This window comes from Imperialibacter sp. EC-SDR9 (assembly GCF_902498805.1).
GTDB lineage: Bacteria > Bacteroidota > Bacteroidia > Cytophagales > Cyclobacteriaceae > Imperialibacter.
This window is the reverse complement of record NZ_LR701580.1, coordinates 68,651-83,033: the sequence shown is the minus strand read 5'-3', so window position 1 is coordinate 83,033 and position 14,383 is coordinate 68,651. Positions and strand designations below refer to the sequence as shown.

The 14,383-nt window shown below is 45.2% G+C and carries 11 protein-coding genes; 2 read left to right on the top strand and 9 right to left on the bottom strand.

The features are described from left to right. Positions 1-9 precede the first annotated feature (9 nt). Entirely contained in the window at positions 10-612 is a 603-nt protein-coding gene (locus tag GC130_RS09795) for a superoxide dismutase (protein WP_151998119.1), read from the top strand. Positions 613-772: 160 nt separating this feature from the next. After that, positions 773-2,122 carry a Gfo/Idh/MocA family protein gene (locus tag GC130_RS09790; RefSeq protein ID WP_151998118.1) on the top strand — a complete coding sequence of 450 codons (1,350 nt, stop codon included), beginning with the start codon at positions 773-775 and terminating at the stop codon, positions 2,120-2,122. Between the two features lie 36 nt (positions 2,123-2,158). Here GC130_RS09790 and GC130_RS09785 read toward each other — a convergent pair whose 3' ends face one another. The 9 genes from GC130_RS09785 to GC130_RS09745 all read right to left on the bottom strand — a co-directional run bounded on the left by GC130_RS09785 (position 2,159) and on the right by GC130_RS09745 (position 14,189). After that, complete coding sequence (locus tag GC130_RS09785) at positions 2,159-3,223, bottom strand: acyl-CoA desaturase (protein ID WP_151998117.1); 1,065 nt, start codon at positions 3,221-3,223, stop codon at positions 2,159-2,161. Between the two features lie 216 nt (positions 3,224-3,439). Beyond that, positions 3,440-5,458 carry an excinuclease ABC subunit UvrB gene (gene uvrB, locus GC130_RS09780; protein WP_151998116.1) on the bottom strand — a complete coding sequence of 673 codons (2,019 nt, stop codon included), beginning with the start codon at positions 5,456-5,458 and terminating at the stop codon, positions 3,440-3,442. 41 nt (positions 5,459-5,499) lie between these two features. After that, a complete protein-coding gene (locus GC130_RS09775) occupies positions 5,500-6,252 on the bottom strand; it encodes a shikimate dehydrogenase (RefSeq protein WP_151998115.1) in 753 nt (250 codons plus the stop codon). Beyond that, entirely contained in the window at positions 6,252-7,193 is a 942-nt protein-coding gene (locus GC130_RS09770) for a DUF368 domain-containing protein (RefSeq protein WP_151998114.1), read from the bottom strand. The genes GC130_RS09775 and GC130_RS09770 overlap by 1 nt, the downstream gene beginning before the upstream one ends. Positions 7,194-7,266: 73 nt before the next feature. Continuing rightward, positions 7,267-8,037 (bottom strand): phosphosulfolactate synthase, encoded by a 771-nt coding sequence (locus GC130_RS09765; protein WP_151998113.1) that lies wholly within the window; start codon positions 8,035-8,037, stop codon positions 7,267-7,269. Positions 8,038-8,118: 81 nt separating this feature from the next. Beyond that, positions 8,119-9,528 (bottom strand): tetratricopeptide repeat protein, encoded by a 1,410-nt coding sequence (locus GC130_RS09760; protein ID WP_151998112.1) that lies wholly within the window; start codon positions 9,526-9,528, stop codon positions 8,119-8,121. 280 nt (positions 9,529-9,808) lie between these two features. Next, positions 9,809-12,184, bottom strand: coding sequence for a polysaccharide biosynthesis tyrosine autokinase (locus GC130_RS09755; RefSeq protein ID WP_151998111.1), 2,376 nt, complete (start codon positions 12,182-12,184; stop codon positions 9,809-9,811). Between the two features lie 8 nt (positions 12,185-12,192). Beyond that, positions 12,193-12,975 carry a polysaccharide biosynthesis/export family protein gene (locus GC130_RS09750; RefSeq protein WP_151998110.1) on the bottom strand — a complete coding sequence of 261 codons (783 nt, stop codon included), beginning with the start codon at positions 12,973-12,975 and terminating at the stop codon, positions 12,193-12,195. A gap of 65 nt (positions 12,976-13,040) precedes the next feature. Then, the gene (locus tag GC130_RS09745; RefSeq protein ID WP_151998109.1) at positions 13,041-14,189 is read right to left on the bottom strand and encodes a glycosyltransferase family 4 protein; all 1,149 of its coding nucleotides are present in this window, start codon (positions 14,187-14,189) and stop codon (positions 13,041-13,043) included. Positions 14,190-14,383 lie beyond the last annotated feature (194 nt).

Here is a 14,383-nt window from a genome sequence, read left to right as displayed (position 1 = left end):
TCAATAATTATGGCATTCGAATTACCAGCATTACCATATGCAACCAATGCGCTGGAGCCGCATATCGACGCCCGCACCATGGAAATACACCACGGCAAGCATCACAATGCTTACGTGACGAACTTAAATAAAGCCATCGAAGGCACTGAAATGGCTGGCAAGTCGCTCGAAGAATTGCTGAAAAGCCACTCTAACGTGCCAGCTGTGCGCAACAACGGCGGCGGTCACTGGAACCACTCTCTTTTCTGGACAGTTATGGGCCCTGGCAAAGGCGGCCAGCCTTCAGGTGCTTTGGCGGATGCTATCAACGCTGCCTTCGGTTCATTCGACGGCTTCAAAGAAAAGTTTTCTGCGGCAGCAGCTACCAGGTTCGGCTCAGGCTGGGCATGGCTTTGTGTGAAAGGCGGCAAGCTTGAAATATGCTCTACTGCCAACCAGGACAATCCATTGATGCCTGACGCAGGTTGCAGTGGTACACCTATTCTTGGTCTTGATGTTTGGGAGCATGCTTACTACCTCAACTACCAGAACAGAAGACCTGACTACGTTGCAGCTTTCTACAATGTGGTAGATTGGGATGCAGTTGCCAAGCGCTTTGCAGCGGCAAAATAATTAGCCAGTTGCTACTAAATATCAGAGCCCTTCCAGCAACGGAGGGGCTTTTTTATTGCCCATCGAACAACCCATATGCCTGACCACGCAATTAGCCCTTCCTTTTTAGGTATCGAATTAGGATATTGAGAAATAAACGATTCAAAACATACCTACTATTATGAGTTCAACATCCAGAAGAACATTTATACAAAAGACCGGCATGGCCGCTGCGGGCGGGCTGGCACTTAGCCAAATGCCTTTTTCGTCATTCGCCGGCGTACGGAAGCCGGTCGCAGCAGCCGACAAGCTGCGCTATGGTGTGATCGGCTGCAACGGCATGGGCTGGAGCGACATGCGCTCCCACCTCAATATGGACGAGGTCGACTGCATCGCACTATGCGACGTTGACCAAAGCGTGCTTGACAGACGCTCCGCTGACGTGGAGAAAATGAGGGGTAAAAAACCCGCCCAGTACGGTGACTACCGCAAAATGCTGGAAAACAAAGACATCGATGTTGTTATCATCGGCACGCCAGACCACTGGCATTGTAAAACCATGGTGGATGCTGTGCAGGCAGGAAAGCACGTGTATGTGGAGAAGCCCATCGCCAACACCATGGAAGAGTGCAACCTGATGGTGGCAGCAGCTAAAAAATATGGAAAAATCGTGCAAGTTGGGCAGTGGCAGCGCAGCGGTCCACATTACGAGCAAGCGCTCGATGTGGTTCGCTCAGGCAAGCTGGGGCAGATCAGGCTTGTGAAAGTGTGGGCCTACCAGGGTTGGATGAAGCCCGTGCCGGTTTTGCCCGACACAGCCGTACCTGCCGGCGTTAACTACGACATGTGGCTCGGGCCCGCTCCGAAACGGCCTTTCAATGCCAACCGTTTCCACTTCAACTTCCGCTGGTTTTGGGACTACGCCGGAGGCCTGATGACCGACTGGGGAGTGCACGAAATCGACATTGCTCTTTATGCCATGGGTGTGAAGGCACCCAAATCAGTGATGGCCTCAGGTGGTAAGTTTGCCTACCCGGATGACGCCTCAGAAACGCCAGACACACTGCAAACGGTATTTGAATACGACGGGTTCAATATGCTGTGGGAGCACGCCACGGGAATTGACGGCGGCAACTACGGCAAGACGGAAGGCATCGCTTTTATTGGCAACAACGGCACGCTGGTAGTCAACAGAGGTGGCTGGGAGATCATCCCCGAAACCCAACAGAAAGACGGAATGACTGCCTGGAAAATGGATGATGTGCCTGACCAACGCCCGCAAGGCAATGCCCTTGATCTTCACACCCGGAATTTTGTTGACGCTATCAAGGCAAACGACTCGTCGAAGCTCAAGTGCGGGATCGAAACAGGCAGCATTGCGGCCATTAATGCGCAAATGGGCAATATCGCTTACAAAACCGGGAGGAAAGTTTTCTGGGATGCAGCGAACGGGCAATTCAAGAACGATGCCGAAGCCAACGCCCTGATGAAAGCGAAATACAATAATGGATGGACTTTGCCGAAGGTTTAATCAAAAAAGCCCTTCTCCATGGAGAAGGGCTTTCTTTTATGCCTGACCCATGGCCTTTAAATAGGCTGCATGAGAGCCAAGGGCGATCCGCATGCGGGGGTATTCAATATACACGATACCATTCTCCTCACACACCTTCTTGATGATCTTACTGATCTCAGGGTAGTGGATATGTGAAATCTTGGGGAACAAGTGGTGCTCAATTTGGTAGTTCAATCCACCCACCCACCAGGTAATTAGCTTGTTTTTAGTAGCAAAATTCGCTGTCGTCTTTATCTGATGAATCGCCCACTCGTCTTCAAGCTTATTCAATTCATTCGGGACAGGAAAATGAGTGTGTTCTACCGTGTGCGCCAATTGAAATACAAGCGTAAGTACTAATCCGGCAAACAGACCCATTACCAGGAAGCCGGTTAACCATGGCAGGAAACCCACCATATAAATTGGCAGCGCCATGTAAACGACCGCATGAATGACTTTGAAACCCCAAAAGCTGATATGATCCTTAGGCTTCATCTTCATTAGCGGCATAGAGCCTACCTTCTGGGTAAAGTACTTCTTATAATCTGTAAAGAATACCCAATACAAGTAAAGCAACGAGTAAGCAAACCAGCCATAGATATGCTGATAGCGATGAATTTTTCGGTGACGCTGCGTAGAGCAAAGTCGCAGGAACGGCCTGGCATCAATATCATCGTCAATTTCATCAATATTGGTGTAGGTGTGATGAATAACGTTGTGCTTGGTATTCCACATAAACACATTGGCTCCAAGAAAATTGAGCGATAAACCTGCGAGCTTATTCACCCACTCCTTGCGGCTAAAACTTCCATGTGAGCCATCATGCATCACATTAAATCCGATGGCAGCCGTTAAACCTCCCATTATTACTGATTCTGTGAGGGCCAACCATGTGCCCGGAGTAAAAAACACTAAATGGATATAAAAACCCACCCAGCTCAATACCAGAACAACGGCCTTGAAGTAGAGCTTATAGTTACCAGTCGACGGCTTTCCTGCCTCTTGAAAGTATTCGTTTATTCTTGACCTCAGTTCGCCATAAAAGGAATTTCCCTGAGATGAAAATTTCGGTGCACTCATTAGAGTTCTTGTTATTTTACAGTACAAAAGAAACCTTTTGCACCTTGATAATTTGAGTTGACAAAGGTACGATTAAAACCGGAAATATTTTTCGCAATTTTATCGGCGGCAAGCTTCTTGAAACGACTCACGCTTAGGGATGCGTTTAGTCAACGGTATTTCAAGAAAGTTAGTTCTTGTCAACTAGTTCACATGCCTCTGCGCCGCCCCTGTCCACTATTTTTCGTAAAGTTTTTTCAGGTCGCTCAATTCATCTCTCAATCTGGCTGCGTCAATAAAATCCAGCTCCTTGGCAGCTTTTTCCATGGCTTTTTGTGTTTGCTTGATCAGCTTTTCGAGCTCAGGCTTTGGCATGTATTGAACAATCGGGTCGGCGGCAATACTTGGCTCCTCATTTTCAACGTAGTACTTCCTTCCGTCCTTTTTGGAGTCAGCCACTTTAGTTTGACCCATAATTGAGCCGATATTCTTTTTAACAGATCGGGGGGTAATACCGTGCTCTTTGTTGTAAGCAATTTGGATGTCTCTCCTCCGATAGGTTTCGTCAATGGCCTCACGCATGGAGTCAGTAACCTTATCGGCATACATAATCACCTTTCCGCTTTCATTTCTGGCCGCCCGTCCAATTGTCTGAACCAGAGACCGCTGGTTCCGAAGAAAACCCTCTTTGTCCGCATCCAAAATAGCTACCAGCGAAACCTCCGGTAAGTCGAGGCCCTCACGCAGAAGGTTGACGCCTACGAGGACATCGAAAACGCCTAGTCTTAGCTCTCTAAGAATTTCTACTCTGTCGAGCGCATTCACCTCTGAGTGGATATAGCGTGACTTCACGCCAGCCCTCTCAAGGTACTTCTGTAGCTCCTCCGCCATTCTTTTAGTAAGCGTTGTTACCAGTACCCGTTCTTCTTTTTTCACCCGCTCATCAATCTCTTCCAGCAGATCATCAATCTGATTGATACTTGGCCTGACATCAATCTCCGGGTCAAGAAGGCCGGTTGGCCTGATGATCTGCTCAACAACTACACCCTCTGACTTTCGGAGTTCGTACTCAGCCGGAGTGGCACTAACAAAAATCACCTGACTCAACATCCCTTCAAACTCGTTAAACGTCAGCGGCCTGTTGTCCAGCGCCGATGGAAGCCTGAAACCGTAGTCGACCAGATTCACTTTCCTTGATCTGTCACCTCCCCACATGGCCCTGATCTGAGGCACAGTTACATGGCTTTCGTCAATCACCATCACAAAATCCTCAGGGAAATAGTCAAGCAAACAGAACGGTCTTTGGCCTGATTGCCGCCTGTCGAAATAGCGGCTATAGTTCTCCACTCCTGAGCAATAGCCGAGCTCCCTGATCATTTCAAGGTCAAACTCTGTTCGCTCTTTCAACCGTTTTGCTTCGAGAAACCTACGCTCGCTTTCAAAATAGTTGACCTGGGCCATCATGTCGTCCTGTATTTCAATAATGGCCTGCTGGATCACGTCTTTCCCTGTTACAAACAGGTTTGCAGGAAATATTGTGATGATTTTCTCGTCGCTGAGCTTTTTGCCCGACTGAGGATCAATTCGCTGAATAGACTCAATTTCGTCTCCCCAGAAAATAATGCGGTAGGCAAAGTCGGCATAAGCAACGAAAATATCGACCGTATCACCCTTCACCCGAAAATTACCCCGCTTGAACTCCACCTCTGTTCGGCTGTACAAAATATCTACAAAATTGAAAAGGAGCTGATTTCGTGTCAGCCGCTGCCCCTCTTCCAGCCGGATAACATTTTTGCCAAACTCATCCGGATTTCCTATACCGTATATGCAGGAGACGGAAGCAACCACTATCACGTCCCGCCTTCCGCTTAGCAGCGCCGAAGTAGCACTTAGCCGTAGCTTTTCAATTTCTTCGTTGATGGAAAGATCCTTCTCTATGTAAAGTCCTGTGGTTGGAATGAACGCTTCCGGCTGGTAGTAGTCATAGTAGGAAATGAAGTACTCAACAGCATTGTTAGGGAAGAACTGCTTCAGTTCGCCGAATAGCTGAGCAGCCAATGTTTTGTTGTGGCTGAGGACAAGGGCTGGTCTGTTCACTTCCTTGATCACGTTGGCTACGGTGAAGGTTTTTCCGGAGCCCGTCACTCCCAGCAGCGTCTGGGCGGGCTCGTTAGCATTTAAACCTTTTACAAGCTCAGCAATTGCCTTGGGCTGGTCGCCGGTGGGTTGGTATTCAGAAGTTAGTTCGAAGTCCAAAGAGTAGAAATTTGTTGGTCAACGAATAAACGAAATAATCATCACTTTTGATTCCATATTTCCCAGGCTCGCTCGGCTTGCAAAACCAGCATGTCGTATCCGTTTTTTACTTTGGCTCCGTTCTGTAGGCCTTTTTTCATAAAAAGTGTCTGGGCTGGATTGTAGACCAGGTCATACAATAAATGGCCGGCACCAATCTGATCAAACCCAATGTCCGGGCATTTTCCAATATCCGGGTATGTGCCTAATGGTGTCGTATTAATAATAAGCCTCCGCTGCTCAATAATCCCGGGCTCTTTTTTCAAACCTTCATAGGTTATAACACCATTCCCGGCAGACCTTGACACCTGAAGGAATTCAATCTTCAGGTCCTCCAGCGCCACTTTTACGGCAGAAGCCGCTCCACCTGTGCCCAGCACCAGGGCTTTTGCTCCAACTATTTCATCGCCGGCCCAATTTTGCAACGAGCGCAAAAAACCTATGTAGTCCGAGTTAAATCCTGTCAGGCTTCCATCCGGCTCTTTTCTGATCACATTGACTGCCCCGACTCTTGACGCACTCTGGTCAAGCTTGGTCAGCAGAGGAATGACTGCCTTTTTATGCGGGATGGTGACGTTTATGCCTACCAGGTCGGCGTTCTCTTTAAACAACGATGCAAAGCCAGCGGCGGCCTCCATCTCGAACAACTCGTAAGACGTGTCGTTGATTCCTTCTTCGAGAAACTTTTGTGTAAAATATTTCTTCGAGAATGAATGTGTAAGAGGAAAACCAATCAGACCAAACAGCCTAGACATTACTTTTTCTTGATACTTGTGTGTGCAATCTTTTCAATTACCACAACAACACCAAAGCCAAGAGCAATGAAAAGCAGTGCGAACAGAATTTGAGGATCCTGCCCTGTCAGCTTATGATAGTAATGCGGCCATACATTGCTTTCAATAAAGGGCACCTGTTCGCCTGCACTATTCAACCGAAACTGCACCACCCGTTTCCAGGGCCATATCTTGTACAGAGACCCCACCATAAAGCCGGAAAGCAGTCCGATGGCCATATTGTGGTACTTTTTTAAAAACCAGGAAATCGCCCGTGAAAATGACAAAAGCCCTATAATACACCCGGCAGCGAAGAGAGCAATAACAAGATAGTTTAGCTCCTTAAGCGCCCTCAACACATACTCGTATTTGCCCATGATCAGCAAAATAAAGCTGCCGGAAATACCAGGAAGTATCATGGCGGTAATGGCTACCATTCCACTCAGGACGATAAACCACCAGGCCGTTGGTGTGGTGGCTGGGGTAGATGAAACAATGATGTAAGCGGAAGCCAGTCCTACTACGAATGCCACCACTACGCCGGGAGACCAGCTCTTGATCTGCCTGGCAATGGTAATGGAGGAAATGATAATGAGGCCGAAGAAAAAAGACCACACATAGATCGGATACAGTTCAAGCAAATGTGTGATCACCTGCGCAAAGATGATGATGCTCAACCCGATACCGGAAAGCAGGGTCACAAGAAAACTACCATTGACGTGGCGCCAAAGCTCCTTGATTTTGAAGCCTGTAAGCAACCTCAGCGCCGTTAGGTCAAATGCTTTGATAGTGTCCAATAGCTCTTCATAAATACCTGTGATGAAGGCAATTGTTCCGCCGGAGACTCCAGGTATCACATCCGCACTTCCCATAGCCAGGCCCTTCAAAAAGAGCAAAAAATAGTCAGTTAACTTTCTAGGCATTTAAATGACGTCCAGGTGTTGACAAAAGAGGTCATTTCTATTTAAGAAATGACCTCCCAATAAAATCATATAGTTAAAACTGGCCCAGGAAATGATCAAACGTATCTCCTCTCAAGCCCAGTCTTATCGTTTCTAACGGAATTACCTCTTGGGGGGCAATATTTCCCAGGTTCACATTGGCCCCCAGCAACTTAATAAACCAAACTTGCTGTGCCTTTTGAGGTGCCTCCCATATAATCCGCTCAAACGGAATTTTCGTTAAAATTTCCTCCACCAGACCCTGGCGTACTTCTCCAGAATCTCTGAACAAACCAACGTTTCCTCCTTCTCTGGCCTCCCCAATCACTTTCCAGGCACCGGCGTCCAACTCCGTCTGCATCTGCTCAATCCATTTATAAGGTGGGATGATCTTGGCAGCATCCTTTGATCCGACTTCTGACAATACAGTTACCTGGCTAGACAACTGCTGAATGTATTCGCATTTTCTGTCATGATCGAGGGTAATAGAGCCGTCCGACACCTCTGCATACTTCAATCCGTATTTGTCCAAAACCTTTCTATAGTCATCAAATTGATCCCTGATTACAAAGGCTTCAAACAAAGTGCCTCCAAGATATACAGGTATACCCGCCGACTGATAGAGGTCAATTTTCTCTTTTAGTTTTGGGAACACGTATGAAGTCGCCCAGCCTAACTTAATAATATCGACATACTCACCACATGTTTCAAGCAAATCCGCTGCTTCTCTAAGACTGCTCCCTTTATCCATCACCATGGTAAAACCTGTCTGTCGTGGCTTCTTAGTTCTCTCCGGAACCTTACTTAATGCATAGTTTTCTAACATCTCAATTTCCTAAAATTCCAAACAAAAAAAGCCAATACACACAAGGCATGGCTTTCAAACAACCTTAAAAAAAGGCAATTCTTATTTATCTTTATTATTAGACTTATAGCGTTCAATGATTTTGTATAATGCCTTCTGTGTCTCAAGTTTTGGAAAAAACTCAAAGAGGACGACGTGATTTTCAAAATCCAAAGTTAAGGCATTTTCCAAAATTGCAAAGGCCTCTTTGAATCGGCCTGCAGTTATTAGATACACGGTAGCTCTGTAGTATAAATCGGACTCCTCGGGGCATTCATCCATGCCAGAAGAAACAGTGTCGATAGCCTTCTCATACTGGCCCTGCTCAAAATAAATGTGCGACCAGCCAAGCCAGGCCATAGGGTTTTTGGGATCAAGAATGGTTGCCTCCTCAAAAGCATCCATACTGGAAACGATGTTGCCCACTTTGTACTCAGCCTCAGCCACGGCCAACCAATAATCGGGGTTTTCAGCGTTGAGTTTCAGTGCTTTATTATAGAAATGAATAGATTCAAACCACCTTTCCTGGGCCTTCAAACATGATGCAATACCAAAATAGGCTTCGTCATACATGTCATCAAGCTTGGCAGCTCGTCTGTAGAAAGACAACGCCTCATCCAATTCGCCCAATTTTTCATAGGCAGCTCCAATATAGCAATAGGTTTCGGAGCTTGGCCCCTCTAATTCCTCAGTTGTTTGAAACGCCTTTAATGCTTTATCGTACTCCTCTATATTAAGGTAAGCATTGCCCATATTGAAGTAGGCTGAGCTAAAACTATCGTCGATGGCAGCGGCGTACTCATAGGCATCAATAGCTTCCACATGCCTTCCAAGCTTGTTGTAAACTATGCCGAGGTTATACCAGGCATACTCCGAAAAAGGATCTCTATCAATGAACTGCTTATAATAGTCAAGGCTGCTCTCAAGCTCCCCGGCCACATCCAGGCAGTAAGCCAGTTCGTACAGCGCATTCTCATGATTGATATTGAACTCTATGGCTAGCTTGTAATTATCAGCCGCCTGCTTGTAGTCTCCTTTTCCCTGAAATGCCAACCCGATATTGTAAAACACCTCATCTTTGTCTTCTATCCATTCAAGGGCGTTATTCAAGGCCTCAATTGCTTCATCATAGTTTCCATTGAGCGACAGGATATTTCCTTTAAGAAGAATGATCTCAGAATCTCCAGGCTGTAGATTTTCAGCGGTTTCCAGCAATTTGAGTGCCTCGTCATACTCTTCAAGCGAGGTGAGTATAGTTGCCTTTCGCAACATTAATTCCACTGAAAATGGAAATTGATCGAATGCTACATTGACTGCTTTTAACGCCTTACTGAACTTCAATTTATCAAGGTAATAATCGATAATATTCTCGAAGTCATCTTCCTCAAAATAATGGCTGGCTCTCCCCTTCACAAAGTCCTCAAATTTCTCTACCAGCTCTTTAAGCTCTTTCTTACGAAAATCTTCCGCCATTAAATGTGATGATTAATAGTGTGACAAAGGTAGGAACAAAAAAACTAGGGTATTGAATCCCCGAAAACAATCTTTCTAAGTGAAAAACTTCTTTGCTCATTATGTCGCAGAGGGTTTATGTAAGATAGGCAATTATTTAAATTTCTGTCAAAGAAAAATCAAAATAATTGGATGTGTTCCAATAAAAAGATCGGTTTTCAAAAAAAATAGCAATGATTCCTATTGAATGGCAAATTGAAGTGTTGACCTATTATTTATTGACAGTCAGTCAATTGACAAATCATTTAGCTTTTCCCTTATGATCCTCATCGTAATAGCCGTAACCATAGCCATAGCCATAGCCGTAGCCATATCCTTTCTTATTTAAAATTTTCACTGAGTTCAGAATGACAGAAATGTTGTTGAACTTGTTCATTTTGATCAACTTCTGTAGCGTTTTTAAGAATATCTTCCTGGAATAGTCGGCCCTTACGACGTACAGGGTTAAATCCGCTTTTTTCATCACAATCACACCGTCTGTCACCAAGCCAACAGGAGGCGTATCAAGTATTACTACGTCATACTTTTTGGATGCTTGTTTGATAAAATTGTCAAACCTTTCCCCAAGCATCAGCTCAGAGGGGTTTGGAGGAATAGGGCCAGCACCTAAGTATTGAAGCCCCTCAATCTCTGTCGTCTGCACACAATCCTCAAATTTGTCCCGCCCGATAAGGACAGTAGACATTCCCTTGTCATCTTTCTCTCTACCAAACGCCAAATGTATCTTGGGTTTTCGCATATCAAGATCCACCACAAGCACCTTCTGCCCTGTTTTAGCCAAAATACCTCCCAGGTTCACCGCAACAAACGTCTTGCCTTCACCGCTAATGGTTGACGTCACAGCAATTACCCGCTGGTCTCCTCCGTTGAGTAAAAAGTCCATGTTTGTCCTGATACTGCGTAGCGATTCGCTTATTACTGACTGAGGAATCTTATGCACCAACAGCTTTGTGGTCAACAACTTTTCTCTCTTGTACACTGGAATGGAACCAAGAATTGGCACGCTAACCAAACGCTCAAGCTCTCTTTGGTGAGAGATCTTATTGTCTAACAGGTATCTTAAGCCGACAAAGAGAAGGCTCAACAAAAGGCCGCTAACGGCACCTACACCGTAAATGAGTAGTTGTTTGGGATGCACTGGATCCGTTGGTAAAGATGCTGGCGACAGAATGTCGAAGTCCTGAACTGTTCCCGCCTTGGCTATTTCCAGTTCGGCTTTGCTCTTTATCAAAGAAAAGTAGAACTCTTCCTGAAGATTGTAAAACCTTCTGGTTTTGTTAAACTCGGTACCCATGGAAGGTAATTCGACGAAGTTTCGCTCGAGGTTGGCCCTTCTAACATCCAACTCTCTTAGCGCCTTCACAAGATTTTCTTTGTACTCTTCTGTGATGCCTCTAACATTTTTCTTCAAAGTCTCCAGCCGCTGAGTCATGCGAGACACCGCATGGGTATTCTCATTGTAAGACCCCAGCAACACTTCCCGCTCTCCGAACAACTTGTTATATTCTGTCAAAGAACCGGATATGAACTCTGGTAAAGACCTGGAGTTGTAGTTGGCTAGCAGCAACGGCTCGCCCTTGTCCATTTGCTCCTGTGCCATCTGAATATTGGTCAGCTTGTTTTGCAGATCGTATCGCTGCGAGTCGAGCGACTGTAACAGTACGATTGTTCGGCCTAAGTCTGTCTGAATATTCGTAGTTCGGTTCTCTATCGTAAAGTTTTCAAAATAGTCCTCGTACTCCTCTATTTTCCTTTCTGTAATTCCCAGTTGCTCATCCAGGAATGAAAGCTTTTGCTCAATAGCCTGGTTTTTTTCCTCGGTTGTATATTTGAGATATAGGGTATCAATAGCTGTCACAAAATCTCTCGCTTTATACTTATTGAAGTCTCTCAAAGAGATCTTTATCGTTTTTGCACTAAAGTTGAGTGGCTGAACAGTGACGTTTGATTGGAAAAAGCTAATTAACGCTGACTCACTATTGATAGTGAAATAATATTTGCCGATGCCATTATCCTCTGCGAAATTCTCAGTCTTCTCAATCAGAAGATTGTAGTCAGGGGTACTGATCGTTTCGCCAAATTTATGCCGGGAGGCACCTGACTGCTCAGCAGGTTCAAATGACAATTCAAATTCGCTTTCCGAAATAATTTCGATATCGATAGGCCTATCGAAAAAGCCGGTATTATGCAACTTATAACTGACCACAAACGGGCTGTTCCTGTATCGCTCCTCGGTAAGGATATTTCCATAGTAGTGGTAAGACACATTATAGTTAATCGCCTCAACAACCCGACTGAAAAACAGGTTTGATTTAAGGAGTTCGATTTCACCGGATAGTGAGTTCACACCCGAATTCTCCAGGGGGTTTTGTACCCCCAAAATCACTGCTTCATTCTGAATATTGAGCTTTAACTGCGACTCAGATTCGTAGACAGGCTTGGTGTACCTGAGAAAAGCGTATGAAGCAGTGCCAGCGACCGCAAAAATGGCTACCACATATAAAATACTACTCCTTACTACCTGAAGTAGCTTTTCGACGTCAAGGTCGTTGAACGCATCTGATTCATTCACGTCCGCACCTAAACCTGATCCGCTTGTGTTGCTGTTCTCTGTCAATTGCTACCTTACTTACTATTGATACTGTTTATTACCAAAACCAAAGTTACCACGCTGCTGACTAAACTTAAAACTGGAGATACGTCTCTGAGCGACTCTATCCACACCCGCCGCCATGGGTCAATGTAAATGATGTCACCTGGCTCAAGCCTCACAATCGACGACCGCATTCCACTTACGGTTGACAAATCAATCACATATACCTCTGGGTTGTTCAGGTTTCCCCTAATTAGTCGTACAGTCTGACTTTTGGCCCCTTGATTAATTCCTCCCGACAAAGCAATAACCTCAATAAGTGAAGTATTTTCATTGACAAGCGGAATCACTTGTCCGCCGTTGGCACCGAGCACAATCACCCTCCTGTTTTCGTAGCGTAATACAACATAAGGCTCAATATAGTGTTCACTGTAAAGTGCTTGAAGTTTTTGTTCCGCTTCGTATATGGTAAGGCCGAGAATATCCACATCTCCTACCATCGGCAGTTTCACCAGGCCATCCTGTCTGACCAAATAAACGAACTGCCGGGTATTTTGCATGTTCTGATTTGTCATCCCCTGGCGAAGCTCAAAATTAGGATCGACAATTCTTTCGCCTCCATTGGTGAACACATCTAACCTAAGATAGTCGTCTTTCTTAACATGGTAGTTCTTCTCTGCTAAAGAAACTGCCTGAGCGAGGTCTGATTCCGTGAACTTGTCGTCCATCTTGAACATGATATCCTGCTTGTAGAGCTTGCAGGAACTCAAAATAAGTAACGCTAAAAAAACAACTGTTCTTCCACAGTTCTTCATACCATGCTTCTATAAAGTAGAAAAGTTAACCCTGGAGGTCAATTAATGCGGAAAAGTAAAGATTCTCAACCAAATACTTCTTTTAATTGATGAGTTTTTGGTGTCTCAGAAGAAGTATAGTAGTTGATTTTCTCTAAGTACTCGTCAACAACGAAGCTGTCGTCAAAGTGTGTGATAACATGCTGTCTGGCGTTTTCGCCCATAGCACTCCTCTCATCATCGGTAAAGAACATCATTCGCTGCATAGCATCAGCAAGGCTATCAACATCCCTTTCTTTGCAAAGCAGCCCGGTGACTCCATCATGAACGACGGCGTTGCACCCGGGAACGTCTGAGGCTATCAAGGGCCTGCTCATGGCGGCACCTTCAAGCAAGGTTTTGGGCAGCCCTTCTCTGTAAGACGGAAGAACGACCACGTGGGCCCTGGCAATCCAGTCCTCGACCTTATCGGTAACTCCTACATATTCAATGACCTTTTCATCATGCCACTGCTGAACCGTAGCCGCAGATATCGCTCTCAAATGCTTTTTCTCAATCTGCCCAAGCAGCAGGAACTTAACATTAAGGCCCTTTCCCTTCAAAATTCTAGCCGCTTCCACATATTCTTTCACGCCTTTCTCCACCAGAATTCTCGCTACCATCAGAAAAGTGAAATGCCCATTCGTATTGAATTTTGGGAAAAACCTGTGGTGGTCGATACCAGAACCAGGAATAACACTCGTAGAAGGACCTTCTGGGTTGACTAAAGAAAGGAATAGCTTTTTGTCGTCCGGATTCTGGAAAAAAATGTGATCGGCAAACTTGAACGAGTGCTTGTAAAGTTGCACCGCTACAGATAGCACCCAATTATCCTGGATAAAAACAGTTCCTAGCCCGCTCACGTTGTTAATAACAGCGGCATGACCGACAAATTTGGCGGCGAGAGTACCGTAAATGCCTGGCTTAATAGTATAGTGAAGAAAAACATCTGCCTTCACCTTTTTGTATATTCTGATAAGCCGAAAGAGAAGCAGTAAGTCACGTATGGGGTTTACTCCCGTAGTATTCATGGGAACGGGATAAAACTCACAGCCCATTGCCACCAACTTTTTAGAATACTCATCCTTGGGAGCAATAGCTATCACTTCATCACCCCTCTCCAAAAGAGCTTTGATAAGGTTCTTTCGAAAGTTGTATACATTCCAGGACGAATTGATTACGATAGCAATTCTCATAATAAGGCGAGGTGGTTTATAAACAGTCTATGCAAATAATTGTTTCTAGCTCGTTAAAACATATTTGAAAGAAAACCGAGAAACAAAAACCAACTGCTACAGACTGACTATGCTTCCAATGGTCGTGCAAATTATTATTATTCCTCTAATAAGTTAAACTTTTTTTATGGAGTTTGAAGCTCGCTATTGGCTAA

Bases quoted from the DNA above. Each gene is read 5' to 3' on its own strand.
- GC130_RS09785 (WP_151998117.1), bottom strand. From the start codon at position 3,223: ATGAGTGCACCGAAATTTTCATCTCAGGGAAATTCCTTTTATGGCGAA.
- GC130_RS09765 (WP_151998113.1), bottom strand. From the start codon at position 8,037: ATGTTAGAAAACTATGCATTAAGTAAGGTTCCGGAGAGAACTAAGAAG.
- GC130_RS09795 (WP_151998119.1), top strand. From the start codon at position 10: ATGGCATTCGAATTACCAGCATTACCATATGCAACCAATGCGCTGGAG.
- GC130_RS09775 (WP_151998115.1), bottom strand. From the start codon at position 6,252: ATGTCTAGGCTGTTTGGTCTGATTGGTTTTCCTCTTACACATTCATTC.
- GC130_RS09760 (WP_151998112.1), bottom strand. From the start codon at position 9,528: ATGGCGGAAGATTTTCGTAAGAAAGAGCTTAAAGAGCTGGTAGAGAAA.
- GC130_RS09790 (WP_151998118.1), top strand. From the start codon at position 773: ATGAGTTCAACATCCAGAAGAACATTTATACAAAAGACCGGCATGGCC.
- GC130_RS09750 (WP_151998110.1), bottom strand. From the start codon at position 12,975: ATGAAGAACTGTGGAAGAACAGTTGTTTTTTTAGCGTTACTTATTTTG.
- GC130_RS09745 (WP_151998109.1), bottom strand. From the start codon at position 14,189: ATGAGAATTGCTATCGTAATCAATTCGTCCTGGAATGTATACAACTTT.
- GC130_RS09770 (WP_151998114.1), bottom strand. From the start codon at position 7,193: ATGCCTAGAAAGTTAACTGACTATTTTTTGCTCTTTTTGAAGGGCCTG.